The following is a 25949-nucleotide window of genomic DNA, read 5'->3' as shown; positions in this document are numbered from 1 at the left end:
TCGATTTCCTCCCTTAAGCCTGTCTTGTCGTTAAACGCTCGATGCGTTTTTCCTGTTTCGCTTCCAGTAAGCCTTGTATGTAGATGCTTGGTGTTTGGACATGATTCGGGTCAATCGTTCCGGTTTCGACGATTTCCTCGACTTCCGCAATGGTGATTTTACCCGCAGCAGCTGCAAGTGGATTGAAATTCTGCGCAGTCTTGTTGTACACCAAGTTGCCCATCTTATCCGCTTTAGCTGCACGCACCAACGCAAAATCCGCTCTTAGAGCATGTTCAAGCACATACTCCTTGCCGTCGAATTCACGGATTTCCTTTCCTTCCGCAACGGTTGTACCGACGCCTGCTGGAGTGAAGAATGCAGGGATCCCTGCTCCACCCGCACGCATTTTTTCTGCCAGCGTGCCTTGCGGCGTCAGCTCGACTTCAATTTCACCTGACAACACCTGACGTTCGAATTCTTTATTTTCTCCGACATAAGAGCCGATCATCTTTTTAATCTGTTTATTTTTCAGCAGCAGTCCCAGTCCCCATTCATCGACGCCGCAATTGTTCGAGATGACAGTAAGGTCTGTTACACCTTTATCCACCAGTGCCAATATCAATTGCTCGGGAATTCCTACAAGTCCAAAGCCTCCAACCATAATGGTGGCCCCGTCCTGGATCTGTTCGACCGCTTCTTTTGCGGAAGTGTAAATAGGTTTCATCTTTATGCCCCCTTAACTTTATGTACATAGTTTTCATACTATTGAAACGCTTTCATTATTAATTTAAACAAAGTCCCCTTTGAAACGCAACATAGAGCTTATAAAGCGGTCCGGTTCATTGAAATAGGAATAAGGCAAAAAAAAAAGAAAACCCCATAGTACGTAGAGTTCTCTTAATTGATTCAAATGATCGCTTTTTCCTGTTCCTGCTCCATTGCCAACTGTTTCTTCTTCAACGGAAGATCATAGACCAGCGAAGTACCGATCGCCGCGACCAGAAGTATGGTTACAAGGATAAACAATGCTGACATACCGTAAAGATCAACCATGACTCCACCCATCAAAGGGCCGATCATGCGGCCGCCGGTGGCGACGCTATTGACGATTCCCTGGTAGAATCCTTCACGTCCCTTTGGCGCCAGTTGATTGGCCAGTGCTGGAACAGTCGGCCAGACGAACATCTCGCCGATGGTCAAAATTGCCATGGCAATGACGAACATGCTGAATTCCTCTGCAAAAGCGACGACCAGGTAAGATGCCATCATAATGACGATGCCAATCAGCAATTGCTGTTTGATATTATCTTCGATGCGTTTGATGATCGGCCGGATCAGAGGCTGTCCCAGTACGATCAGCGCACCGTTCAATGTCCACAGAAAACTGTATTGCGGCAATGTGATGCCGATCTCCTGCGTATAAGCGGAAATTGTCGATTGCCACTGTACGTAGCCGACCCAGCAAAGCAGATAACCGGCAGATACAATCAGCAGCGCATAGAATGGCGCACGGTTGCGGATTTTTTTGCCTTCATTGAAAACACTGGTATGCGATACGGCTGATATCGACATCGATTTGAAGCCGAATAATGCGATAAAGAAAAATAAGATGTACATTCCGAGATTCGCCATGAATATATAATCGAAACTTAAAGCAGCCAGCACACCAGCCATTGCCGGTCCGACCGCCACGCCAACGTTCTGCGCCAAATAAATCGCATTGAACGCTTTTCGTCCACCTTCAGGCCAGACTGTTCCGACCATGGCATACATGCTCGGAAACACGATTCCGCCGCTGAAGCCTATAATGGTATAAAACGCCACGAATGGCACAAAGTCATGCCAGATGGTCAATCCGGTCAAAGCGAAAATCGTGACAATGATTCCGCCCATAATTGATTTGTAGCCGCCGATGCGGTCAAACAGCATGCCACCGAGCAGGTTCCCGATAACAGCGGCACCCGCGTTCGCCATCAGCACAAGGCCGGCAAGTGATAAGGATTTCCCCAGATGATCATGCATATAGATAGTCGTCAACGGCCACAGGAATGAATTCCCTGTAACATTGACAAGCATTCCGATGATTAAAAGCCATACTTGTTTCGGCATCGTTCTGTCTCCTCTTAGCTCATTTCCAAGAGTCATTGTATTCCTTTTACCCACACTCTACAAGAAGATTTTTCCGGAACCGGAAATAACAGATTTTTCTGCCGTTGTGAGGCGAAAAGAGGCCATGCTACAATACAAAAAAGAGGAGTTGTTTTTATGGAAATGAACCTGCCTTTTTCTTCAGACGGCAAACGCTATTACACATGGAACCGCCACCTGCGGGACCATTTTGGCCATAAAGTGATGAAAATTGCGCTTGACGCGGGATTTGACTGCCCCAATAGGGACGGCACTGTCGCATTCGGCGGATGCACTTTCTGTTCAGTGGCAGGGTCCGGCGATTTTGCGGGCGACCGCGTCGATCCGATTCCGGTCCAATTCGAACAGATCAAAGCCAAAATGCATAAGAAATGGAAAGACGGCAAATACATCGCTTATTTTCAGGCATACACAAATACCCATGCCCCGCTTCCGGTCATCAAAGGAAAATTCGAAGCGGCGCTCGCACAGGAGAATGTCATCGGACTCAGCATCGCCACCCGCCCTGACTGCCTGCCGGATGACGTGGTCGATTATCTGGCCGAATTGAATGAACGGACTTATTTATGGATTGAACTTGGTCTGCAGACAGTCCATGATAAAACCGCCCGCTTAATAAACCGGGCACACGATTTTTCCTTATATATAGAAGGAGTCGAAAAATTGCGCAGACGCGGCATCCGTGTCTGCACCCATATCATCAATGGTTTGCCTCTCGAAGACCGTGACATGATGATGGAGACTGCCCGTGAAGTGGCTAAGTTGGATGTCCAGGGAATTAAGATCCACCTGCTGCATCTATTAAAAGGTACGCCAATGGTCAAACAGTACGAGAAAGGCATGGTCGAATTCCTGGAAAAAGATGAATACATCAAACTCGTAGCCGATCAGCTTGAAGTGATTCCACCCGAAATGATTGTCCAGCGTATAACAGGTGACGGTCCTATCGAATTGATGATCGGCCCGATGTGGAGCGTCAATAAATGGGATGTCCTGAATGGCATTGACGCTGAGCTTGAAAAGCGTGGGAGCTGGCAAGGGAAACACTACAAAGGGATGGTGGAAGCATGACATTGATGCGCGTACTGCCATTCACGAAATCTTTATTGGAACAGGCTGTTGCTGAAGGCGACAAAGTGATTGACGCGACTGCCGGAAACGGACATGACACATTGTTTTTGGCGCAATTGGCCGGAGATGCCGGAAAAGTTTACGCTTTCGATATTCAGGAAGACGCGATTGAAGCAACGAAAGCGCGAGTCAAAGACCACCGGAATGTGGAAACGGTTCTCGACAGCCACGCCAATATCGATCAGTATGTCTCAGAAGAAATTGCTGCCGCGGTTTTCAATCTTGGCTATTTGCCGAAAGGCGATCACAGCATCATCACAAAAGCGGAAACAACGCTTTTGGCTATCTCGCACTGCCTGGATCTTTTGAAAAAGAAAGGCCTTGTTGCCATCGTCATCTATTCGGGACATGAAGGCGGCAGTGAAGAACGCGATGCCGTCATGGACTTTGCATCACAATTGCCACAAACTAAATTCGATGTGATGAAATATCAGTTTATCAACCAGCAGCATTCCCCGCCGTTCCTGGTAGCGATAGAAAAGAAATGACAAAGAGCGATTGTGTCTTCTACACAATCGCTCTTTTCCTGCGCTCAAATTAAAAACAGAAAATTCCAGAAATAAATGAAACTTCCTTCTGATGAAACCGTATATTTTATTAGTTCACAATAAAACGTACGCCAAACTACTTTTCGAAAGGAGGAAAATACAATGAAGAATATAAGTATAATTTTATTGACTGCAGTAATTATCGGAGCCTTGAACTGGGTTGCTTCGCTGCTGCTGGATATGTCCTTTCTCGATATTTCAATTCCCGTCGGCGGTATTGCCCTTATCCTCATCTACTTTGTCACCAATAAAGGCGGCATGGCTTCAAGGCAGATGGACATGTCGATCCAAGGGCAGACCGGTATCCGGATGGAACACAAAACCCCCGTTTCTGAGCGCTCTTATGTCCTGATCGGTTCCATCATGTATGTCGCCGTTATGCTGGTAGTTTCATTTTTTGCTTACCGGGAATACTTTCTGGGAATTGGCTTCTAGGTTTCAGCGCACAGCCATAAACCGATGCATAAAAAATACCGCCCGATGCACAAGCATCCCAGCGGTATTTTTTATTGTTCTATTTTGCTGCGTGAATTTCTTTTCTTCATTTCATCAGCCACCAGCTCAAACGTCTTCAGTTTATCATTGAAATCATAAGCCATGGAAACCAGCATCACTTCATCTGCCTGATATTCCTCCACAAGCTCTTCCAATCGATCTCCTACCATTCGAGGCGTGCCGACGATCATGCGGCGCCGATTCTCTTCAACAAGCAGCTTCTCAAACTTGGTATATTCATAAGCAAGCGCCCTTTCGGGTGGCGGCGTTCCTTTTGACGGCATACCTTGCGCCCCCATTGAAAGCGCGAGGTCCAAAGATGATGCGACACTTTCGGCTTCCTCTTCAGTTTCCTGGCAAATGACGAAAATCGCAAATCCGACATATGGACGGCTATCTGCGCCGGATCTGAAACGTTCTCTGTAAGTATGTGTGAAATCCTGGCCGCCTTCACCGTTGATAAAATGAGCGAACATATACGGCAACCCTTTTTCTGCCGCCAATAAAGCCGACGTCATGCTCGAACCAAGAATCCATATCGGTGGCGCTGATTCAGTCAGCGGTGTCGCTTTCATACCGTGGTACATATGGTCTTCCGGTATTGCATCGTTCAGATACATGGACAATTCGTCTATCTGGTCCGGAAAACGGTCGACATTCCGGGATCTTCCTTCATTCAACGCCAATGAAGCTCTGGGCATTCCACCCGGTGCCCGGCCGACGCCTGCATCGATACGGCCCGGGTATAGCGCTTCCAGCAATTTAAAATTCTCCGCAATCTTGAAAGAAGAATAATGCGGAAGCATCACGCCTCCGGACCCCAGCCGGATTTTTTCCGTCACTGCCCCCAAATGGGATATCAGGATTTCAGGAGATGAACCTGCCAATGTCGCTGCATCGTGATGCTCTGATACCCAGAACCGGGTGTAGCCCCATTTTTCTGCAGCTTGCGCCAATTGGGCTGTCTGCTTTAAGGCTTCACCGGGGTTGCTTCCTTCCGACACAGGAGACTGATCGAGAATACTATAACGCAAAACCACATTCATCCACTCCCTTCAGATCTGATTATCATCCTTATTTAACTAAATAGCCGATCGAGCGCAACACATTTTTTATGAATAGATGAGAGGTGATGAATATATCTTCGCGTTCAGGCTCCTGAAAAAGATCATGGTAGGCGCCCTTCCATTCCTTGTAACTGAATTCTTTCAGGTTTTGCTGCTTCAACCAGTTTTTTGAAAATTCTTTATCAGCAATAAAATCTTTTTCGGCTGTCTGCACGAATGTCGGGATATCAGGGTAAGTCTGTTTCCCGTTAACAGCTTGTTTCATATACGCCTGCAACTCGCGGTACCAGCCGATCGATATCAGCGGTTTATATAATTCATCGTCCTTTTCAAGTTCGATCACTTCAGGATTCCGGGTAAGATCTTCAATTGTAATTTCGTGTTTTATTTTAATCTGTGAAGTAAGTTTCGGTACCCCGGATAAAGCGCTGGATAATTTGGATGGTGTTCTCAGCAAATGGAGCCATGGCGATGTAAATACAGCACCGGCAACTTCATGGGAATGTTTGCTTAAATAATTGATGGCCAACGCAGCTCCCAAACCATGTGCCACAATGAACACCGGCATCTCAAGCTCAATTGCAACATCCAGCATTTCACTGACCGCCTTTTCATAGGCTTCGAATGATTCAGTGTGTGCTTTTTGAATCGTCCCGTTTTTTCCGTGGCCGGGCAAATCACCCATCACCACTTCAAACCCTGAACTTCTCCATTCCTTGATCTGCCAGGCGTAGCGCAGATGATGTTCATATGCACTGTGAATGATTACAATCACTGCCTTCGACTGGCCTTCAGCCTGCCATTTCCACATTTGCCAACGCCCCCTTTAATCTATCTTCTAGTAATATCAGATCTTAAAGTTGACCTTTGAAAAGGTTTTGCTACCATTAAAGATATCTTATCTTGATTAAAGGAGTTTTACCATGATTTACCCATACAAAGACAAACACCCGCAAATAGACCCATCAGCTTTTATTGCTGATTACGCTACCATCACCGGCGATGTAAAAATCGGCGCGGAATCATCCGTCTGGTTCAATACTGTCGTCCGCGGAGATGTAGCTCCAACCGTTATCGGCAATAAAACGAATATCCAAGATCTCTGCATGCTGCACCAGAGCCCCAATAACCCATTGATTCTCGAAGACAATGTCACAGTGGGACATCAGGTGACGCTCCATAGCTGCACCGTCCGCAAAAATGCATTGATCGGCATGGGATCTGTTATCCTCGACGGCGCTGAAATTGGCGAAGGTGCATTTATCGGAGCCGGAAGCCTCGTACCGCAAGGAAAAGTCATTCCGCCAGGCAAACTGGCATTTGGGCGCCCCGCTAAAGTCATCCGGGATCTCAACGAAGAAGACATCGCCGACATGGAACGCATTGTTCGTGAATACGCCGAGAAAGCCGTTTATTATAAATCGCTTCAGAAATAATAAAACCCGCACGAGCCATGAGGCTTGTGCGGGTTTTTGATTTCATTAAATTCCTGATTGTTCTTTCAAGGCATCTGCTTTGTCAGTGCGCTCCCAAGGAAGATCCACATCTGTGCGGCCGAAATGGCCGTAAGCTGCAGTCTGCTTGTAGATCGGACGGCGAAGATCAAGCATCTTGATCAAGCCAGCCGGACGCAAGTCGAAATTATTGCGGACAAGATCGATGAATTGGTCTTCACTGATTTTGCCTGTGCCGAATGTATCAACTGAAATCGAAACCGGATGTGCAACACCGATTGCATAAGCAAGCTGCACTTCACATTTATCAGCCAATCCTGAAGCGACAATGTTTTTCGCTACATAGCGCGCTGCATATGCACCGGAACGGTCAACTTTCGTCGCGTCCTTACCGGAGAATGCACCGCCGCCGTGGCGTGCATAACCACCGTAAGTATCAACGATGATTTTACGGCCAGTAAGACCCGCGTCTCCTTGAGGTCCACCGATTACAAAACGGCCAGTCGGGTTGATGAAATATTTTGTTTCATCATCCAGCAAATTAGCCGGAACGACTTCATCAATGACATATTCTTTAATATTGCGCTGGATTTGCTCAAGCGTTACTTCAGGATGATGCTGTGTTGAGATAACAATAGTATCCACGCGAAGCGGCTTATCGTTTTCATCATATTCAACCGTAACTTGTGTCTTGCCGTCAGGACGCAGATATGGAAGAATTTCTTCCTTGCGGACTTCTGCTAAACGGCGAGCCAATTTATGTGCCAATGAAATCGGCAATGGCATCAATTCCTCGGTTTCATTGTTCGCGTAACCGAACATCAAACCTTGGTCTCCTGCTCCGATATCATCCAATTCTTTATCCGTCATTTGGCCTTCACGGGATTCAAGAGCCACGTTCACTCCTGCAGCGATATCCGGCGATTGCTCATCAATTGCAGTCAATACCGCACTTGTTTCAGAGTCAAAGCCGTATTTCGCGCGTGTATAACCAATATCTTTAACAGTCTGGCGCACCACTTTCGGGATGTCCACGTATGTGTTTGTTGTAATTTCCCCTGCTACAAGAACAAGTCCTGTAGTAACGGTAGTTTCGCACGCTACTCGTGCATTAGGGTCTTCTGCGAGGATCGCGTCCAGGATGGCATCTGAGATTTGGTCACAGATCTTATCCGGATGTCCTTCTGTTACTGATTCTGATGTGAATAATCGACGGTTTGTCAAAAAATGTTCCTCCTTATATCCTGCGAGATTGCTCTCGAAATTGATACGGTACTCGTTTTCCCATGTCAAGTCCGTTCCAAACATTCTGGATTGAACTTCAAGCCGTTGTGGCCTTTGTACACGAGGATTAAGGGCGATTCATAAAAAAATCCCTTCACTCATCATTCAATGAGGAAAGGAGAAATCATCATAAGCACCTTTCACTCTTATCATCCAAGGCCTGTGAGCCTTGCTTCAGGTTGGGCACCAGCGCTGCATCTATGCAGCAGGTTGCCGGGTTTCATAGGGCCTGCCCCCTCCACCAGCTCGGAATAAGAGTATCCGTTCAATTTTTCATCATACGGAATTGGTTAAATGATGTCAACGTTTTTTATATTTTATTCGCATTAGATGCATGAAAACATCCCATTTCGGGTATTAATTATGCACAAATGATTAATTTTCAATTCCTACGGGTTATTAGTATAGACTAATCGAGTTAATGTGTTATACTATTGTTCGAATATAACTCTTCCCCAATGCCTTGGGAATAACCGAAAAGGAAGGTACATATATGAACTCAGTTAACTTAGCAAGCGATTTGAAAGATCTTTTAAACGGCCCCAACGTCAATGTCCAATGGTCGGTTCCACAATTGGTGGAGGCAGCCACTTCACGTGGAGAAGCAATTTTGACGCGCGAAGGCGCAGTCAAAGCCGAAACGGGTAAATACACTGGCCGCTCGCCTAAAGATAAGTATATGGTAGAAGAAGATATTTCGAAAGATAAAATTGACTGGGGTACAGTAAACCGTCCGATTTCTTCTGAGGTTTTTGAGAACCTATATGCAAAAGTGCTGAAGCACCTGAAAGAAAGAGAAGAACTTTTCGTCTTTAAAGGATTCGCAGGGGCAGACCCGGAATCACGCCTTCATATCCAGACGATCAACGAATATGCGTGGCATAATCTATTTGCCCACCAATTATTCATCCGTCCGACAGAAGATGAAATGAAAATCCATGACGCAGAGTTCACTGTCGTTTATGCACCGACTTTCAAAGCTGATCCGGCTGTCGATGGCACTGATTCCGAAACATTCATCATCGTTTCCATGGAAAAGAAAGTAATTTTGATCGGCGGAACTGAATATGCCGGCGAAATGAAAAAATCCATTTTCTCAATCATGAACTATATTCTTCCTGAAAAAGGCATTTTGCCGATGCACTGCTCCGCTAACGTTGGACAGGAAGGCGACGTTGCTTTGTTCTTCGGCTTGTCCGGAACAGGGAAAACGACGCTTTCGGCTGACCAGGACCGCAAATTGATCGGTGATGACGAGCACGGCTGGTCTGATAACGGCGTTTTCAATATCGAAGGCGGCTGCTACGCTAAAACGATCAACCTTTCACGTGAAAATGAACCACAGATTTTCGATGCAATCCGTTTCGGATCTGTCCTTGAAAATGTTGTCGTTGATCCGGAAACACGCATTCCCGATTACGATGATGGTTCATTGACTGAAAACACGCGTGCAGCTTATCCGATTGATGCGATCGATAACAGCATCCACCCTTCAATGGCTGGACATCCGAAAACGATCGTCTTCCTGACTGCTGATGCATTCGGCGTATTGCCTCCTATCAGCAAACTGACGAAAGAACAGGCGATGTATCATTTCCTTAGCGGATATACATCAAAACTGGCAGGCACAGAACGCGGCATCACTTCTCCGGAAGCGACGTTCTCGACTTGCTTCGGTTCACCTTTCCTGCCATTGCATGCAACTGTCTACGCAGAAATGCTCGGCAATAAAATCGATGAACATGAAGTGGAAGTTTTCCTTGTAAACACGGGCTGGACTGGCGGAGCATACGGCGTCGGCAACCGCATGAAACTTTCTTATACACGTACTATGGTCCGCGCAGCGATCAAAGGCGAATTGAACGACGTTCAGACTGAACAGGAAGCAGTCTTCGGACTCAGCATTCCACAGGCAATCCCTGGCGTGCCAACTGAGGTTCTTAACCCTCGCGATGCTTGGTCTGACAAAGAAGCTTACGATGCGAAAGCACAGGAGCTTGCTCAGAAATTCCAGGATAACTTCAAGAAATTCGGTTCCGTATCAGCTGACATCAGCGCTCAAGGCGGACCATTGAATAATTGATAAGCAAAAGCACATCCGGCAGCCTGCCGGATGTGCTTTTTAATTTGCAGATTCCTGTTCTTTCTCCTTCATCCAATGCGCTAACGCCGCAACTGTCTTCCGGTTTGCAGCTGGTGGAAAGAAATGCGTGTATTCCGGGAAATACCAGGTTTCATGGGGATGATCATTCAGCTTTAAGGCTTCTTCCAAAAGATAAGCCTGCGCCGGCAAGACATTTTCATCTTGCAGTCCGTGAATGATCAGCATCGGTGCTGTCGCTTCTTCAAGCCGCATCAGCGGATTCCGTTCTTCATAGGCCGTCAATGCGGTATTCGGCGTCCCACCGTAAATACGTTTCATCATGCGGCGCATATCCGGTCGCTCTTTGTAGGTTAAAACAGTATCAGTAACGCCTGCCCATGTTACAAGTGATGTAATATCATCCCGCAGCACCGCTGTCCACAGCGCCATGATGCCGCCTCTTGAAAATGCCAGCAGATGCACATGCCCATTGCAGAACTGTTTCAATACATCCACTGCATGGACCGCATCCCAGCGGTCGGCACCTGCAAATTCATCACGCCCTTCTCCCCCTCTGTTGCCCCTGTAATAAGGCGCAAAGACAACAAATCCCTGAGCCGCGTATTGGGCAGCCCTTGCCGGCCTTACCATGCCGATGGACTGGATGCCTCCGCGCAAGTACAGCAATCCGCTGTAATTTCCAGGTTTTTTGGGTTCGGCAAGCAGTCCTTTGACTTTCAAGCCTTCCGACCAATAAACGATTTCCGTCAGCTTCACATGGGGGTTCGGTGAAGGATATATCCTTTTAGATTTAATCATCCCATTTTCCATCCAGTTTCACCCGCTCCATAATTTGTTTCATTCCTTCATCTTTCATCAGAAAGCTGAAGTCGCTGTCCAAGTCCAAACTATCAACCAGAACAGCTCCATTCGTTTCCATCAGATCAATTTCATCTACTGCTGCAACAGTTCCTGTAAATACCGTCTTAGAAAATGGCGGCTCGCTATGGACCAAGTATTCCGCAAACCATTCAAGCTCATCAATTACGGCGCCTGTTTCCTCGTATACTTCCCTTTTGGCGGCTTCGGCCAAACTTTCTCCTGCTTCCGCTTTGCCACCAGGAAACTCCAGCCCCCGTTCCTTGTGTTCAGTCAACAGCCACTTTCCTTTGAATTTCGCAATAATCAGTACGTGTCGGCTTTCCACTTGAAAAGCATCCTTTTCAAACGATAACCGGCAAGTGAAGCCATTCAAATCCGTATATTCCATCCTGTCTCACTCCTGAACAAATAAAAAAAGCGCACACAATTCGTAACGTGTGCGCTTGTGTAATTTTATTCTACTTCTTTTCGCCAAGGAATGCTGAAAGCATCCATGAATGCTTCTCAAGGTTCTGGTGAATGGCGTTCAACATATCTTCTGTCATATCGTCGCCGTCTTCAGCTGCATATTCCATGCCTTTTTTCAGTGAAGCCATGATCTTATCATAATCACTTACGATGGTTTCAACCATCTCTTCAGCACTTTCCTTGCTGCTCGCTTCAGTTACCACAGACAAGTCAAGCTGCTCTTTCATCGTTGCGACCGGTTTGCCCCCAAGTGCAAGCAAGCGTTCTGCAATTTCATCCATATAAGCTGTAGCTTCATTATAAAGTTCCTCAAATTTCACATGAAGCGTGAAAAATGACGGCCCTTTTACATACCAGTGGAAATTATGTAATTTCGTATAAACCACCGACCACGTCGCGACCTGTACGTTCAATTCCTGATTTAATTCGTTAGACATCCAAATCCACTCTCCATTCGATATAATAAGTTCTTATACTTTATTAATACCTTTAAAGCCCCTACAATAAACATGAAGAGTTCCCAAACATATGGAATGAAGAAGGCGACCTGCATGAAAATGATACTGATTAAAATTTTCCGCTTCTATCAGCGGTTCATATCCCCCCTGTCACCACCAAGCTGCCGGTTCTATCCGACATGCTCCCATTACGGCATCGAAGCCGTCGAAAAACATGGAGCTTTGAAAGGCGGATACTTGGCAATTAAGCGGATACTCAGCTGCCATCCTTTCAATAAAGGCGGCGTTGATTTCGTACCTGAAGAATGGCCTCCAAAGAAATAAGTTGGAGGTTTTTCTTGTGTTTAAATTTGGTTTGCGGTAAGATACTCAATGTAATTAAAACGTAATCGTTACATTTTGGAGGATCTATATGAAAAAAACATTTCTCTTTATACTATTAATATTTATACTTCTCTTGGCCGCTTGCGGCGATTCCGGTGCAGACAATGCCGATACACCGGCAGACGGTTCGAAAATACAAGTGTTCACGACTGTCTATCCGATCACTTATTTCACTGAACGGATCGGTGGAGACCAAGTGGAAGTCAAATCCGTCTACCCGGCTGGAGCCAATGAACATACTTTTGAACCCACCCAGCAGGATATGATCGCTATTGCGGAAGCAGATCTTATGTTCTACATCGGCCTTGGACTTGAAGGTTTTATTGACAGCGCGAAAAGTACGCTTGAAGGTGAGGATGTCAAGTTTGCGGCACTTGCGGATTCAATAACGGATGAACAATTGGATGCTGCGCTCAAACATGACGGTGAAGAATCCCATGAGGATGAACAAGAAGAACTTGATGAGCAATCTGAAGAAGCCGATCATGAAGGCCACGACCACGGCTCGACAGATCCACATATCTGGATGTCGCCGCAACTCAGCCAGCAGCTGGCAACATCCATCAAAGACTCGCTGATTGCTGAAGATCCGGATAACACAGAAGTTTATGAAACGAATCACGCCGAGCTGATCGAAGAGCTCGAACAATTGGACGAATCATTCAGCCAATTGCAGGAACGCGTATCAAAGGATACTTTTTTCGTATCCCATGCAGCTTTCACTTATTTAGCGGAACCATATGGTTTTGAACAGGTTGCTGTAGCTGGCCTAAACAGCCAGGACGAACCGTCACAGAAGGAATTGACGGAAATCGTCGACATGGCGCGTGAGAAAAACATCGAATACTTCGTCTTTGAACAGAACGTCTCGTCCAATCTGACAGAAGTTGTCCAGAAAGAAGTCGGCGCGGAAGCTGTCCAAATGCATAATCTGGGCGTGTTGACGCAGGAAGATATCGATAATGGAGAAACCTACTTCACTTTGATGGAAAGAAATCTGGAAGTCCTCGAAACTATTCTTAAATAAGAACACACCCATTGCGGGTGTGTTCTTTTTTTAAATCTATTATAATAACAAAATCTAAGACCTATTTTCGGAATTTTCATTTTTATTGTATACTGAAAATAACTTCTTTTTGAAAAGGATGGTCCGGATGAAAAAATTATTCGCCGCTATGACAGTCGCAGCGATCCTGACAAGTCTGATGTTAACCCGTTCCATGTATGTAGAACAATTGGAAATACCGATTATAATCATTGGTACGGCACTGCTGGCCCTAATGCTGAAGTTTCCTGAAGACCGAAAAGAAAAAATGCTGGCTCACGGCATGCGTATTTTTGCGGCATTCGTAATCGGCTGGCTTTTCTCTACACTCGATCTCCTGCTTGACCATCTTTTCTTTTATCAGCCAACAGGCTTCGAAGACGGCGCCTATCTGACTTTGGCCTTCAAATACGAGGAATTTGCCGACAGCTTCTTTTTATTGGCTGTCACATGTATGGCCTCAACATCTGTTTTCATCCTGGTTCAACTTCTTTTCAAAGCATTAAAATCGTCCCGAAATCCCGTTTTTAAATGAAATGCAGAAAGCGTCCGATGACTGTCATCGGACGCTTTTTTGCTGTGTTATGAATTTTTGGACCGTTTCGATATTGTCTCTCAATTTTCCCACTAGTATCCTGACTTCCGGTAAGTAATAGAAAGTACTGGTAACCTCAAAATCGAACAGCTCTTCACTTTCTGATAGAAGATACACGGTTTTTCCTTGTCCAAGCGCTATTCCCAATTCGATATGGCTGCCTTTTCCTGCTGGCAATAAAACGATCAGAAAATCTGCCTCAAGCACCGCTTTCTTCTCCAGCGTTCCATACAGCTCCAAATCTTCAACCGAAGATGCACGCAAATTCGCTGTCCAGTCAAAGGTATGCACGTATCCCGCCTTTCTAAGAATACTTGCAGCTTCTCTGACCTTATCTTTATTGGCAAAACTCGAAGCGATATAAAATTTCATCATTTTTCCTTACTCCCTTCACCCAATTCAAAAGTAAGCGGCTTTTCATCTTTAACGGCTTTTCGAAAAGCGATAAGAAGAATAATAAATGCGATATTTAACATCAACAAGACGATTATCAGCAGAAATGCCAATATGTGCATACTTTCATTTACAAAAGCTATCATGACAGCACTTAAACCAAACATAAGCAAATTTATGGGAATATAAATATTGAATAAACGCTGTGTTCTATTAAACAATCCCATTTCCCCATTTTCAGCAGCCAACTTCATTAACATCCTGAACAGATAAAAGGTCAGAACAATTTCTCCAGCAAATAAAAAATTGGCGTAATAATGCCACGGCCCATTGTCAACAAGATTAAAATCAATGAACACCGAAGGGATTGAGATAAAAATTAATCCAATGGAGATATATGCGGCTTTCCTGCCGTCTTCAATAACTTCCCCGATTTTATAGCAACCGGCTGCAATCAGGCAATATCCTATCGGATCCGCCAAGATGTCAACTCCAATACGGATAGCGAGAAAAATGAAGACGTATCCATATAAAATCTGTCCCAAAGATCTTTTCATTTATTTACCCGCTCCTTTCCGTTCTATAATTGTACGACTATCCTCCCGCGTCAAGATCGGAATGTGATATAGAGAAGCCGGAAATCTTATAGCAGTACCGTTTTTATCTTCACCATCAATCATTGCCCATGAATTCAATACATATTTTATGTTTCCTTTATTCTGAATCGAGAGTGCAAAACCATCATTTTTCTTAAGCTTTAAAGGGAACTCCAAGTCCTGTATTTCAACACCATTTCCTTCTTTAAGCCGTTTCTCAACCTTCTTTACGTAATTAACTTCATTAAAGGAATCTTCAACACTCGGTAGATGAACATTTAAATCAGCCATACCATAAGGAGGCAAATGTGGTTCAAAACCATTTATCGTTATTTCTTCTTCCGCCTCCAGATAGGAAACTGTCAAATCACCATTTCCTGAAGACACTTGGGATAGATAAGGTTTTGTTGACTCTTCTGCAGGATGTATTACGATTTCACCAATGTCAGCAGTATATGAATCACCATTAGTCAAATAAACGGTGATTTCGTTTATAACAGCTTTCTCTTTTAACTGACTTAGCTCATATGGATCCATTTTGACACTGAGCGTCCTTAATTCATGCAAGCCGAATTGCTGCACATAGGATGTCCCTTGCTGAAAGTCTTCAATGAAAGCCGGTAAATCGCCTAGGGTTATCATGTTTACTGTTTCATTATCATCCTTATTCGTTATGTAATAGAATTGCATTTGCAAATTTTCATGTGCATAGTCCTCAAAATAATGATCCAGATAAACCGGCTGTTCCAGCTCCTGCGAAAAAGCATAGGTGGCTGCAGCTATCCAGCCGATAATTATCACGAACAATATACTAAAAAACAATCTTGGATTCATAGCGCTCATTTTACTTTGCTTCATTGGCCAGTTCCTTTTGTGTTTTAATGTATTTTCGTTCCATCCGCCATTTCTCCAAAAATTCCAGCAGATTGTATAATCCATAAAGCAAAACAGCAAAAATTATAATTTCCACTAAAAACTTGATTAGTGTTACCCATTGAAAAACATCTGCCTTAAATAAGCTGTACTGAAAGAAATCAAGTTTAAGATAAGTAAAATCAGCAATCGTGCTGACAATAAAAAACGATATCATGAATTTCCAGAAATTCATGATATGTCCTCTCCTTTTTGGGTATATTGATAATCCCGCTCTAACCAGAATGCGATAAAAAATATTGCCGCCACACATAATCCACAGATAATCAAAAGTGAGTAGCCGACTTCACTTTGACCGCCTCTCTCTGCATTGATGGCTACAGCAATTACATTTCCAGTAAAACAGATGGAACCAATTAAGAGCAGAACCATTGATGCGATAAATCTTTTCATCATCATCTTTTCACGACTCCTTTTCTTTACACTGAATTAAATTACGCACTATACAGAAAGTTCCAATTAATCGTATCATATTCTACCTATAAAAAAACAAAAAAATAAAGCCAACCTCTTAGAGGTCAGCTTTATTTAAGTCCACACCATAGCCGATTCCTGCCTGTTGCTGCAATTCGATTTTCCCACCGACAACTTCAATCTCAGGTACAATCAGGTCTTGTTCCCAAAAATGCCGGGAATCTGAGAAATCGCCAGGCAGCACTATATCTGGCAGCGAAGCCAACGCGAGGTTATGGGCTTTTGAAACACCGAATTCAATCATGCCTCCAACCCACATTCCAATACCATTGCTGCGGCATAACTCCACGATTTTCAACGTTTCATGCCAGCCCCCAAACCTTCCCATTTTCAGTACAATGATATCGGCTGCCTGCATCCCGATCATCCGCTCTACATCATGGAAACTTTTAATGCTTTCATCCAGGCAAATCGGCGTTTTCATCTGTTTTTTTGCCTGTGTGTGCAGATCCCATTCCTGTTCGCCAAAAGGCTGTTCAATTAATCTAAATCCGATATCATCAAAAAGAATGAGCTGGTCAAAACTGTCTTTATTGAATCCGCCATTTGCATCAGCAAAAAACAATATATCAGGATAACGGCTGATTGCCCCCTTCAATAAAGCGACATCGGATTCCGGGGTGATTTTGATCTTGATGCGGCTATAGTCTTTAGAAGCAGCAAGATTGATGTCATCAACAAGGCGGTCATGATTGGCGGCAACCACGACACCTGCCGGAATATCCTTATGGATTCCGCCAATATACTGCCATAACGGAACCTTTTCATATTTTGCAAACAGGTCCCAAACAGCCATTTCGATGGCCGCTTTCGCCATATTATTGCCTTTGACCGGTGTAAAGGCAGTAGCCACTTCGTGAGGTGATGACAGGGTCTTATCCAGCAATAACGGCTTTAAAACCCGCTCCATCACAAAGGCACAGCTTTCCACCGTTTCTTCCGTATACCAGGGAGTTGAGAATGCCACACATTCTCCAAAACCTTCTAACCCGCTGTCAGATACGACTGTTACTATGATTGCTTCACGCTCGTTCACAGTCTGCAGGGAAGTGACAAACGGTTTCTTAAGCTTTTTATGGATTCGCTGAAAACTGATTTCCCAAATCGTTACACCCATGATTTCAACTCTCTTCTCAGTACTTTATTCGAAGCATTGCGCGGCAATGAGTGGACTGCGCGGATCACTTTCGGAATTTTATAGCCGGCAATTTGTGATTTCAGAAAATCCTTCAAATCTTCCATTGCCGCTTCTCCATTAAGCACGACAAAAGCCGCCGGCACTTCTCCCCATTGCTCATCTGGCATGCCGCAAACCCCGGCTTCCCGGACTGCCGGATGCCCAAGCAAGGCCTTTTCAATCTCCGCCGGATATACATTTTCACCACCGGATACAATCAGGTCCGAACGCCGGTCAACGACAAACAGGAAACCCTCTTCATCCAAATAGCCGATGTCACCCGTATGGAACCAACCATCCTCATGCACATCCCGCTCCGCAAACTTGCCGATATACCCCGGTGTCACCTGTGGCCCCCGAATCTGGATTTCCGCTTTTTCACCAGGTAATGCATTGTCACCGATCTTTATTTGATATAAAAATAAAGGCTTGCCGGAAGAACCGATTTTCCGTTTGGCATCTGCCGGCTGCAATGTGGTCGTTTGTGAGGAAGTCTCAGTCATACCGTATGTCTGCAGAACAGAGATGCCGAACTTCTCAGCCCGTTCCATATATGAAATCGGTACCGGACCGCCGCCGGCCAGCATCGCTTTGAAATTTGGCGAAACGTGGAGGTTAGCCATTTCCAGCTCACTCAAAACACGCTCCAGTGTCACTGCCACCACAGACATATGAGTCACGGTTCCGTTGCTTAATTCATGAGCACAGACTTTTGCATCGAATTTCGGATGAAGCTGTACACCCATGCCATAGATGAGTGACCGCATCAGTATCGAAAAGCCGCTGATATGGAATAACGGCATGACACAGAGCCAGACGTCCCCGGGTGCAATGCCAATATTCAATGCCGAGGAAACGGCACTTGAGAAATGGTTCTCCGCTGTTTGCCTTACACCTTTTGGATATCCTGTGGTGCCGGATGTATACATGATTGAAATCGTCCGATCCTCTGCCCAATCTTTTTCGGTTGTGAATTTGGAAGGCGTTGCATTTTGAATCTCGGAAAAACTGATTTTATTGCCAGAATAGAGTTTCCCTTGCAGTTCTTCATCCACCAATAAATAAGCAGCTTCCGAATCTTGCAATTGATAATCCAATTCCGTCGCTGAAAGCCGTTCATTCAGCATGACCATTTCACAGCCGATATGAAGACATGCATACATAACAAACACAGACTCAGGATGCGATTTGGCGAGAATTGCAACTCTTGTTTCGGAAGTGATGCCAAGAGAAGTCAACCTGCCTGCATAATTTTTCGCCACATCATTGATTTCCGCGAATGTCCATTGCTGCCCGCCATATGACAGCGCCATTCGGCTGCCGCTTAAATGTGCCCTTTGGCTAAGCCAGTTCGGATAGCTCATTATTCAAAATTCCTTTCTGTGAAGCTGAATTCTTACTCACAGCTTCTTTTCTAAAATAATTTTCGATTCTCCGGTATCGTCTGTATAAGTGCCGATGACGTCAAAGCCGCTTTGAATGTTCAACAGCAGCATACTTCGCCATTTATTCTTTGTATGGGTCCTTACGGCGTTATATGACTCATCCCGCGCGTATTCATGCTGCCGCTCCATTAATTCGCGCGCTATTCCCTGATGCCGATACCTTTCATCAACACCACCAAGCCAGCTGTAAAATTGCTCCCGGTTTAAGGCGTAGCCGATTTTATAGCCTATTACCCTTTCGTCATCCAATGCAAGATCTATATGTAATTTCGGTTTTTCAGCCATTCTTCCAGCCAAATCATCTGAACTGCCAAAAACTTCCGTATGCAATGAAACCAGTCCATCCAATAACTCTCCTGGCTCCAGTTTGGTAAAACTCCTATATTGAATCGACACTTCCAACACTCTCCGTTCATTCTAAAAAAAGCTGCCCCCGAGAGGACAGCTTTCAATTATTTAAGATCAAGGGAAACGCGGGAATTGACCGAAGTCCGGCTTGCGTTTTTCTTTGAACGCGTCGCGGCCTTCTTTCGCTTCGTCCGTTGTGTAGTAAAGCAACGTAGCGTCACCAGCCATTTGCTGAAGTCCAGCAAGGCCATCCGTATCCGCGTTCATCGCCGCTTTTACGAAGCGAAGTGCCGTCGGGCTCATTTCAAGCATTTCTTCGCACCATTTCACTGTTTCATCTTCAAGCTGCTCGTATGGCACCACAGTGTTCACAAGGCCCATATCAAGTGCTTCCTGAGCGTCGTACTGACGGCACAGGTACCAGATTTCACGCGCTTTCTTGTGGCCGATGATGCGAGCAAGGTAACCTGAACCATAGCCAGCGTCAAACGAACCGACACGAGGGCCAGTTTGGCCGAAACGTGCGTTGTCAGCAGCGATCGTCAAATCACATACAACGTGCAATACGTGCCCGCCGCCGATTGCATATCCAGCAACCATCGCTACAACCGGTTTAGGAATTACACGGATCAACCGCTGAAGATCAAGAACGTTCAAACGTGGAATCTCATCTTCCCCAACATAACCGCCATGTCCGCGGACGCTTTGGTCCCCGCCTGAACAGAAGGCTTTTTCCCCTTCGCCAGTCAATACGATAACGCCAACGTCAGAATTATCGCGAGCGCGTGAAAACGCGTCGATCAATTCATGGACCGTTTTTGGACGGAATGCATTGCGCACTTCCGGACGGTTGATTGTAATCTTCGCAATCCCGTTATAAATTTCATATTTGATATCTTCATATGTACGTTCACTTACCCATTCACGTGTCATGATTTTCCTCCTAAAAAATTCATTTTTAAATACTCCCCTACTATTGTAGCAAATTCAGCAGGTTTTTCCACATGTAAAGCATGTCCCGCCATAATCTCCCTGTGTTCGGCATTCGGCATCAAAGAAACCATCTCTTCCGCAATCGCCGTAAACTTCTCATCCATCTGTCCTGTAACCAATAAAACCGGCAGCTGCAGCTGGCTTATTGCTTCCCAATAGGATCCTTGCGCACCCGTGCCCATGCCGATCAGGCTGTTTGCCAAACCGATTGGATCTTGAGCCAGCCGTTCTTCCCTGACTTCTGCTTTAACATGCTCGGGCAATGCGTCCTGTGTTCTAAAAAGCGATACTTTTTCCCAGCTGTCGACAAAAGAAACAATTCCTCTACTGACAATCCGCTCCGCCAGCGCTTCATCACGCTCTCGGCGTTCGCTTCGTTGTTCTTCAGTCTTTAAACCAGGCGAAGAACTTTCCAGCAATAAAACCGAAAGCCTTTCAGGAAATTTACAGGCATAGGCAAGAGCCGTTCTTCCGCCCATCGAGTAACCTCCTAATGCAAAGTTCGCAAGTCCCAAATGGTCAAATATCTTTTCCAAATCCCACAGCTGCAGCTCCATCGAATACCGTTCAGGATCTTTCGGACTGTCGGTGCTGCCATGGCCAAGCAAATCGATAAGCACGATTTTATATTCTTTGAAACCAGTAATTACCTTGTGCCAAGTTTTGGTGCTTCCTGTAAAGCCATGGAGAAGTACCAGCGTCTGATCTTTATCTTCATTCATCAGTTCAATATGATAATTGACGCCTTCAATTTCCATGGCCGTCCAGCTCCTCAATCAGCCGATTCCATAACTCTCTATGGACCCGCACATTCGTTTCGCGGTCCGTAAACACTTCGACAATCTTAACGGCCTTTTGTTTTTTCTTATGAAGCGCTTCAACAAATTGCTCTTTCGTTTCGACAGCTGCATAATCAGCATCATACATTCTCGCAGCATCCTCAAATTTCAATCCGGTAGGAGTACCGAACAGTTCTTCAAAATAACGTTCTTCCTGTGACTGCGGCAGATATGAGAAGATTCCACCACCGTCGTTGTTCATCACAATTATCGTCAAATCCGTCTCCTGCATTTTTGAAGAAATCAACCCGTTCATGTCATGCAGGAACGATAAGTCCCCGATAAACAGATATGCCGGGCGCTTCTTCGCTGCCTGTACGCCGAATGCCGTCGACACGACGCCGTCGATGCCATTGGCTCCGCGGTTTGCATAAATCATGACATCACGTGATGTCGTCTTGAAATAAGTATCCGTGTCACGGATCGGCATGCTGCTGCTGACAATAAGGTCACAATTGTCGAGTTCATCAAAAAGAACTTTCGCAAGCACACCTTCATCCAATTTTTCATTGCAATGGACTTCTGCAAGTTCCCAGAATAACTCGGAAGCAGCTGTCCATTTCTCGGTATAAGAATTGGATTTCTTAACCTCGATCGGCAGTTGCCAAAAACCATCTGTAGAAGCCTGGATATGATGGGTAACAACAGATTGCGCATCCCGCATCATCGGTGATTCATCAAAAACAGCGTACGTTTTCGGTTTTACAGCAGCCAAATAAAGCGTTAAAGGTTTTGAGACAGGCTGTGGACCGATACGAATGACCACATCAGGCTCCATCACCCCTTTAAATACTTCGCTTTTCAGAATGGCGTCATAGCTGTCGATTATTAAATCCTTGCAATTATCCTCTACATTCCCGCGAACATTTGACAAAGGATCTGCAATCACCGGCCAATTCAATTTACGGATAAATGACCAAAACTCAGCAGGCATCTTCTCGGTCATTTCACCGATAACCAGGAGCCCCTTGTCAGTCTGTACAGTTTCCATTAAGAATTGCTCAACCGACTGCGATAATCGTGCCTCACCTTTCAAGTGAGTTATTTCACCTGCACTGTCATACTGCTGTTCAAAATCCAGGATCAACGGTTCACGGAAAGGCACATTTAAGTGAACCGGACCTCTCGGCTCAGAGACTGCACTTTTAACTGAACGGTGTAGATGGCGCACCAAAAAATCCAAACGGTTTTCAGGTTCAGGCATCGGCAAATCGACCGACCATTTAACATGTGATCCGAAAAGATCGATTTGATTGATTGCCTGGGGCGCTCCGACTTCCCGAAGCTCATGCGGACGGTCAGCCGTCACAACGATCAATGGAATTCTGGCATAGAAAGCTTCGACTATTGCAGGAAAGTAATTTGCCGCTGCCGTTCCTGATGTGCAAAGAAGCATCACCGGTAGTCTAGAAGCTTTCGCCATGCCCAATGCAAAATAAGCAGCCGATCGCTCATCAATCTGACGGTAAACAGTCAGCCCCTCTTCCTTCATACAGGCATAAGCCAGTGGTGTCGACCGCGAACCCGGACTGATCACCACATTCTTCACTCCCTGATTCACCAAGCTATGGGTGAACGCAGAAACATATTCGGTAAGATATTTACGATTCGTCACTCAATTGACCTCCCAAGGCACGAAGCATCGGACGGAATTTCACCCAAGTCTCAGCATACTCCGACTCCGGAGTAGAATCTTCGACGATTCCACCCCCTGCATATAAATAAGCTTCTTTCCCATCCAATAAAGCCGAACGGATCGCCACGGCAAACTCGCCATCGCCTTTCGCATCTATCCAGCCGATGGGCGCAGCATAGAAGCCCCGATTCATCGTTTCATACTGTCTGATCAGGCTAAGGGCCGACTGGCGCGGTTCCCCGCCAAGTGCCGGTGTCGGGTGTAGGTCGCGTACAAGGTCAATCAAATTCGATCCTTGCTTCAATTCACCTTCAACCGGTGTATAAAGATGCTGGATATCTCTTACCTTCATCAATTTTGGTTTTTTTGGCACAAACTGTTCGCTGCAATGAATTGAAAAAACATTACTGATCATGTCCACTACATACTGATGTTCAGAACGATTCTTTCTGTCATTCAATAATTCATTGCCAAGCTCATTATCTTTTTCGACAGTTTTCCCTCTTGGAGTTGAGCCAGCCAGACAAGTGGATAAAGCCTGTCGATCTTCAACTTTCACAAGACGTTCAGGCGTAGCTCCAAAAAAGAATTGTTCTTCAGATTCAAGTCCGAAAAGGAAGCTTTCAGGCTGTTCTTTCGAAACCTGATATAGGGCTGATGAAGAGGATAAAGATTTGTCAAAGTCCAACCTTAATACTCTGGCTATAACGACTTTATCCGCCTGTTTTGCCTTAATCACTCCAGTCACTTTATCGATTGAAGAAAGATACGAATCTTTCTTCAGCTCTTCCCTACCGGTGACTTCAGGTTTTTTATAAGCAACAGGTTCAGATACTTGTGCAGCATGGATCAACTTATCCCGTTCTTTCCGCAATGCTTCAAATTCAGGGAAAGTATCTTCTTTTTTAGTAATCAAGTGAATGCTGATATATGCACGGTCATTTTTTATCACCAACTGGAAAGTCGGCACTGCGAAATAAGCTTCAGGAAACTCGCGCCATATACTTTTCGACTTGTTTAAAGGATCAAACGAAAAACCGCCAAATAGAATCGGCTCTACGAAATGTTCTTCATTAACAATTTGCTTGCATAAGCTTTGCCAATTACTTTTGACATCTTCAAACCGCCCTTGGTGATTCGACGCCGTTAATACATGTGCATGTCCCAGGCCGACAAGTGTAAAAGTTTTCTCCGGGTTTTGCCAGAAGAATCGTTTTCCTTTGTAAAAAGTTTCCCCTGCTTCGAAAAATGCCAAAGCTGACATTCTGTTTACCTCAATCGTTTCTGTATAAAAGCGACATGCGACATACCTTGAATTATCTTGTTTTTCGGCCGATGAATACTGTGGTCGATTCATCAAATTACCTCCGTTTATATGGTAGCCCCCAGTATTCCTGGACAAGCTCACAAACTTTTTAATCTCTACCCTCTATCATACTCTTTTCTCCTAAAATCAGCACAACATTTGCTGTAATCCGAACAAATTTGCAGTACAATATAATATGGAATATATAGAGGAGAGATACAACATGACAACAACTTTACATGCGGACAGCGGCTGGCGCGTCTGGTGGCAGTTAACCCGTCCGCACACTTTGACAGCGTCATTTGCTCCAGTTTTCTTAGGAACGATGATCGCTATAAGAGATACACAGATTGATTGGCTTTTATTTGCTGCAATGCTCGTTGCCAGCCTATTGATACAAGCAGCAACCAATATGTTCAATGAGTATTACGATTTTGCCCGTGGCTTGGACAACGAAAAGTCTGTAGGGATTGGCGGAGCAATTGTTCGTAATGGTGTGAAACCCAAAACTGTTCTTGCTCTTGCGTTCATTTTGTACGCTATAGCTGGGGTTCTTGGCATCTATATATGCATGGAAACCAGCTGGTGGCTGATAGCGGTTGGCGGAATAGCCATGATGGTCGGCTATTTATATACAGGTGGGCCCTATCCTATCGCTTATACTCCTTTTGGTGAACTGTTTTCCGGATTGTTCATGGGTTTTCTTATCGTCATTATTGCTTTTTACATCCAAACTGGCACGATTACTCAAGATGCCATTCTATTATCTGTACCCAGTACACTTCTTGTAGCGGCTATTATGATGTCCAATAATATCCGGGACATAGTCGGTGATGCTGCAAGCGGCCGTAAAACCTTGGCAATTCTTGTCGGCCGTCCGGCTGCAGTTAATATACTGCTGGCATTCTTCGTTCTTTCATATGCCTGGATAGCTGCTATGGTATTATTCGGTATGATCACTCCATGGGCACTATTAGTTTTCCTTAGCATCATCAAGCCAGTTAAAATCATACAGATTTTCAAACGCTTTACGGAGCCTTTAAAAGTAATGCCTGCAATGAAAGATACGGGAATCACAAATACTCTCTTTGCCTTCTTACTGGCTATAGGTTTATTGCTCGGGCACATTTTGTAAAACATATTAAAGCATTCTCATAATGAGGATGCTTTTTATAATTATTCTAATTCTATTTAAGTCTTCAACCAATTATCAATCCAAATAAAATTTTAGACAATAAAAAAACGCTCTGCATTTTATTGCAGAGCGTTTTTTAAAAGGTATGACCCCTACGGGATTCGAACCCGTGTTACCGCCGTGAAAGGGCGGTGTCTTAACCGCTTGACCAAGGGGCCAATTACTGGCGGAGAAGGAGGGATTTGAACCCTCGCGCCGGTTGCCCGACCTACACCCTTAGCAGGGGCGCCTCTTCAGCCACTTGAGTACTTCCCCAGTATGGCTCCGAAGGTAGGACTCGAACCTACGACCATCGCATTAACAGTGCGGTGCTCTACCACTGAGCTACTTCGGAATGGTGGGCCTAAATGGACTCGAACCATCGACCTCACGCTTATCAGGCGTGCGCTCTAACCAGCTGAGCTATAGGCCCATAATGCTAAAATGGAGCGGGTGAAGGGAATCGAACCCTCATCATCAGCTTGGAAGGCTGAGGTTTTACCACTAAACTACACCCGCAAAAATGGTGGGTCAGGACGGAATCGAACCGCCGACACTTAGAGCTTCAATCTAATGCTCTACCAACTGAGCTACTGACCCATATTTTTTGA

At 45.1% G+C, this 25949-nt stretch carries 29 protein-coding genes, 6 tRNA genes and 1 riboswitch; of the genes, 9 read left to right on the top strand and 26 right to left on the bottom strand.

Annotated features, from left to right (window positions below):
* Positions 1-13 precede the first annotated feature (13 nt).
* Together CXF70_RS15950 and CXF70_RS15945 are read right to left on the bottom strand one after the other, a co-directional pair.
* Positions 14-706, bottom strand: coding sequence for a CoA transferase subunit A (locus tag CXF70_RS15950; RefSeq protein ID WP_101803474.1), 693 nt, complete (start codon positions 704-706; stop codon positions 14-16).
* A 182-nt stretch (positions 707-888) separates the two neighbouring features.
* Positions 889-2091, bottom strand: a complete 1203-nt coding sequence (locus CXF70_RS15945; RefSeq protein ID WP_101803473.1) for an MDR family MFS transporter — start codon at positions 2089-2091, stop codon at positions 889-891.
* Between the two features lie 156 nt (positions 2092-2247).
* On the opposite strand from CXF70_RS15945, the gene mnmL reads away from it, so the two are divergent.
* The 3 genes from mnmL to CXF70_RS15930 all read left to right on the top strand — a co-directional run bounded on the left by mnmL (position 2248) and on the right by CXF70_RS15930 (position 4244).
* Positions 2248-3201 (top strand): tRNA modification radical SAM protein MnmL/YtqA, encoded by a 954-nt coding sequence (gene mnmL, locus CXF70_RS15940; protein WP_101803472.1) that lies wholly within the window; start codon positions 2248-2250, stop codon positions 3199-3201.
* Complete coding sequence (gene mnmM, locus CXF70_RS15935) at positions 3198-3749, top strand: tRNA 5-(aminomethyl)-2-thiouridylate-methyltransferase MnmM (protein ID WP_101803471.1); 552 nt, start codon at positions 3198-3200, stop codon at positions 3747-3749. Before mnmL ends, mnmM begins: the two co-directional genes overlap by 4 nt.
* A 162-nt stretch (positions 3750-3911) precedes the next feature.
* Positions 3912-4244, top strand: coding sequence for a hypothetical protein (locus CXF70_RS15930; RefSeq protein ID WP_101803470.1), 333 nt, complete (start codon positions 3912-3914; stop codon positions 4242-4244).
* Between the two features lie 71 nt (positions 4245-4315).
* Here the strand turns inward: CXF70_RS15930 and CXF70_RS15925 are convergent, their stop codons facing one another.
* Together CXF70_RS15925 and CXF70_RS15920 are read right to left on the bottom strand one after the other, a co-directional pair.
* Complete coding sequence (locus tag CXF70_RS15925) at positions 4316-5344, bottom strand: LLM class flavin-dependent oxidoreductase (RefSeq protein WP_101803488.1); 1029 nt, start codon at positions 5342-5344, stop codon at positions 4316-4318.
* A 34-nt stretch (positions 5345-5378) separates the two neighbouring features.
* Complete coding sequence (locus CXF70_RS15920; RefSeq protein WP_101803469.1) at positions 5379-6182, bottom strand: alpha/beta fold hydrolase; 804 nt, start codon at positions 6180-6182, stop codon at positions 5379-5381.
* Between the two features lie 112 nt (positions 6183-6294).
* Between CXF70_RS15920 and CXF70_RS15915 the strand changes: the two genes are divergently transcribed.
* A complete protein-coding gene (locus tag CXF70_RS15915; RefSeq protein ID WP_101803468.1) occupies positions 6295-6807 on the top strand; it encodes a gamma carbonic anhydrase in 513 nt (170 codons plus the stop codon).
* Positions 6808-6852: 45 nt separating this feature from the next.
* Here the strand turns inward: CXF70_RS15915 and metK are convergent, their stop codons facing one another.
* Positions 6853-8049 (bottom strand): methionine adenosyltransferase, encoded by a 1197-nt coding sequence (gene metK / locus CXF70_RS15910; protein ID WP_101803467.1) that lies wholly within the window; start codon positions 8047-8049, stop codon positions 6853-6855.
* Positions 8050-8252: 203 nt separating this feature from the next.
* Positions 8253-8367: riboswitch (SAM riboswitch) on the bottom strand.
* A 235-nt stretch (positions 8368-8602) separates the two neighbouring features.
* On the opposite strand from metK, the gene pckA reads away from it, so the two are divergent.
* Entirely contained in the window at positions 8603-10192 is a 1590-nt protein-coding gene (pckA, locus tag CXF70_RS15905) for a phosphoenolpyruvate carboxykinase (ATP) (protein ID WP_101803466.1), read from the top strand.
* Between the two features lie 39 nt (positions 10193-10231).
* On the opposite strand, the gene CXF70_RS15900 is transcribed toward pckA, so the two are convergent.
* From CXF70_RS15900 to CXF70_RS15890, 3 genes are all read right to left on the bottom strand, one after another.
* Positions 10232-11023 (bottom strand): alpha/beta hydrolase family protein, encoded by a 792-nt coding sequence (locus tag CXF70_RS15900; protein ID WP_101803465.1) that lies wholly within the window; start codon positions 11021-11023, stop codon positions 10232-10234.
* A complete protein-coding gene (gene ytkD / locus CXF70_RS15895; protein WP_101803464.1) occupies positions 11004-11462 on the bottom strand; it encodes an RNA deprotection pyrophosphohydrolase in 459 nt (152 codons plus the stop codon). The genes CXF70_RS15900 and ytkD overlap by 20 nt, the downstream gene beginning before the upstream one ends.
* 70 nt (positions 11463-11532) lie before the next feature.
* Positions 11533-11979, bottom strand: a complete 447-nt coding sequence (locus tag CXF70_RS15890) for a Dps family protein (protein WP_084246624.1) — start codon at positions 11977-11979, stop codon at positions 11533-11535.
* A 114-nt stretch (positions 11980-12093) separates the two neighbouring features.
* On the opposite strand from CXF70_RS15890, the gene yidD reads away from it, so the two are divergent.
* The 3 genes from yidD (at position 12094) to CXF70_RS15875 (ending at position 13964) form a co-directional block, all read left to right on the top strand.
* A complete protein-coding gene (gene yidD / locus CXF70_RS15885; protein WP_205854570.1) occupies positions 12094-12324 on the top strand; it encodes a membrane protein insertion efficiency factor YidD in 231 nt (76 codons plus the stop codon).
* Between the two features lie 88 nt (positions 12325-12412).
* Entirely contained in the window at positions 12413-13411 is a 999-nt protein-coding gene (locus CXF70_RS15880; protein WP_101803462.1) for a metal ABC transporter solute-binding protein, Zn/Mn family, read from the top strand.
* 127 nt (positions 13412-13538) lie between these two features.
* On the top strand, positions 13539-13964 hold the full coding sequence (locus CXF70_RS15875; protein ID WP_101803461.1) for a hypothetical protein: 426 nt from the start codon (positions 13539-13541) through the stop codon (positions 13962-13964).
* A 24-nt stretch (positions 13965-13988) separates the two neighbouring features.
* Here CXF70_RS15875 and CXF70_RS15870 read toward each other — a convergent pair whose 3' ends face one another.
* From CXF70_RS15870 to CXF70_RS15815, 12 genes are all read right to left on the bottom strand, one after another.
* A complete protein-coding gene (locus CXF70_RS15870; protein ID WP_233208664.1) occupies positions 13989-14399 on the bottom strand; it encodes a group-specific protein in 411 nt (136 codons plus the stop codon).
* On the bottom strand, positions 14396-14974 hold the full coding sequence (locus CXF70_RS15865) for a hypothetical protein (protein ID WP_101803460.1): 579 nt from the start codon (positions 14972-14974) through the stop codon (positions 14396-14398). Before CXF70_RS15865 ends, CXF70_RS15870 begins: the two co-directional genes overlap by 4 nt.
* The gene (locus CXF70_RS15860; protein ID WP_101803459.1) at positions 14975-15871 is read right to left on the bottom strand and encodes a hypothetical protein; all 897 of its coding nucleotides are present in this window, start codon (positions 15869-15871) and stop codon (positions 14975-14977) included. It abuts the gene before it with no gap.
* On the bottom strand, positions 15858-16121 hold the full coding sequence (locus tag CXF70_RS15855) for a hypothetical protein (protein ID WP_101803458.1): 264 nt from the start codon (positions 16119-16121) through the stop codon (positions 15858-15860). Before CXF70_RS15855 ends, CXF70_RS15860 begins: the two co-directional genes overlap by 14 nt.
* The gene (locus CXF70_RS15850; protein WP_101803457.1) at positions 16118-16345 is read right to left on the bottom strand and encodes a hypothetical protein; all 228 of its coding nucleotides are present in this window, start codon (positions 16343-16345) and stop codon (positions 16118-16120) included. The genes CXF70_RS15855 and CXF70_RS15850 overlap by 4 nt, the downstream gene beginning before the upstream one ends.
* Positions 16346-16457: 112 nt before the next feature.
* Positions 16458-17537: an o-succinylbenzoate synthase gene (gene menC / locus CXF70_RS15845; protein ID WP_101803456.1), complete on the bottom strand. Its 1080-nt coding sequence runs from the start codon at positions 17535-17537 to the stop codon at positions 16458-16460.
* Positions 17528-18961 (bottom strand): o-succinylbenzoate--CoA ligase, encoded by a 1434-nt coding sequence (locus CXF70_RS15840; protein WP_101803455.1) that lies wholly within the window; start codon positions 18959-18961, stop codon positions 17528-17530. The genes menC and CXF70_RS15840 overlap by 10 nt, the downstream gene beginning before the upstream one ends.
* A gap of 36 nt (positions 18962-18997) precedes the next feature.
* The gene (locus tag CXF70_RS15835) at positions 18998-19438 is read right to left on the bottom strand and encodes a GNAT family N-acetyltransferase (RefSeq protein ID WP_233208663.1); all 441 of its coding nucleotides are present in this window, start codon (positions 19436-19438) and stop codon (positions 18998-19000) included.
* Positions 19439-19504: 66 nt separating this feature from the next.
* Entirely contained in the window at positions 19505-20323 is an 819-nt protein-coding gene (gene menB / locus CXF70_RS15830) for a 1,4-dihydroxy-2-naphthoyl-CoA synthase (RefSeq protein ID WP_101803454.1), read from the bottom strand.
* The gene (gene menH, locus CXF70_RS15825; protein ID WP_101803453.1) at positions 20320-21141 is read right to left on the bottom strand and encodes a 2-succinyl-6-hydroxy-2,4-cyclohexadiene-1-carboxylate synthase; all 822 of its coding nucleotides are present in this window, start codon (positions 21139-21141) and stop codon (positions 20320-20322) included. Before menH ends, menB begins: the two co-directional genes overlap by 4 nt.
* A complete protein-coding gene (menD, locus tag CXF70_RS15820) occupies positions 21131-22837 on the bottom strand; it encodes a 2-succinyl-5-enolpyruvyl-6-hydroxy-3-cyclohexene-1-carboxylic-acid synthase (protein WP_101803452.1) in 1707 nt (568 codons plus the stop codon). Before menD ends, menH begins: the two co-directional genes overlap by 11 nt.
* Positions 22824-24215 (bottom strand): isochorismate synthase, encoded by a 1392-nt coding sequence (locus CXF70_RS15815; RefSeq protein WP_101803451.1) that lies wholly within the window; start codon positions 24213-24215, stop codon positions 22824-22826. The genes menD and CXF70_RS15815 overlap by 14 nt, the downstream gene beginning before the upstream one ends.
* A gap of 172 nt (positions 24216-24387) precedes the next feature.
* Here CXF70_RS15815 and CXF70_RS15810 point away from each other — a divergent pair, with 172 nt between their 5' ends.
* Positions 24388-25299 carry a 1,4-dihydroxy-2-naphthoate polyprenyltransferase gene (locus CXF70_RS15810; protein ID WP_101803450.1) on the top strand — a complete coding sequence of 304 codons (912 nt, stop codon included), beginning with the start codon at positions 24388-24390 and terminating at the stop codon, positions 25297-25299.
* Between the two features lie 146 nt (positions 25300-25445).
* Here CXF70_RS15810 and CXF70_RS15805 read toward each other — a convergent pair.
* From CXF70_RS15805 to CXF70_RS15780, 6 genes are all read right to left on the bottom strand, one after another.
* Positions 25446-25517: transfer RNA gene (locus tag CXF70_RS15805), tRNA-Glu, on the bottom strand.
* Positions 25518-25523: 6 nt separating this feature from the next.
* Positions 25524-25614, bottom strand: a tRNA-Ser gene (locus CXF70_RS15800).
* Between the two features lie 4 nt (positions 25615-25618).
* A tRNA-Asn gene (locus CXF70_RS15795) sits at positions 25619-25693 on the bottom strand.
* Between the two features lies 1 nt (position 25694).
* Positions 25695-25771: transfer RNA gene (locus tag CXF70_RS15790), tRNA-Ile, on the bottom strand.
* A 12-nt stretch (positions 25772-25783) separates the two neighbouring features.
* Positions 25784-25857, bottom strand: a tRNA-Gly gene (locus CXF70_RS15785).
* 5 nt (positions 25858-25862) lie between these two features.
* A tRNA-Phe gene (locus CXF70_RS15780) sits at positions 25863-25938 on the bottom strand.
* Positions 25939-25949: the final 11 nt, after the last annotated feature.

The organism is Planomicrobium sp. MB-3u-38, assembly GCF_002836425.1.
GTDB classification, from domain to species: Bacteria; Bacillota; Bacilli; order Bacillales_A; family Planococcaceae; genus Planococcus; species Planococcus okeanokoites.
Note: the sequence above shows the minus strand (reverse complement) of the source record. Positions and strands in the feature narration are given on the sequence as shown.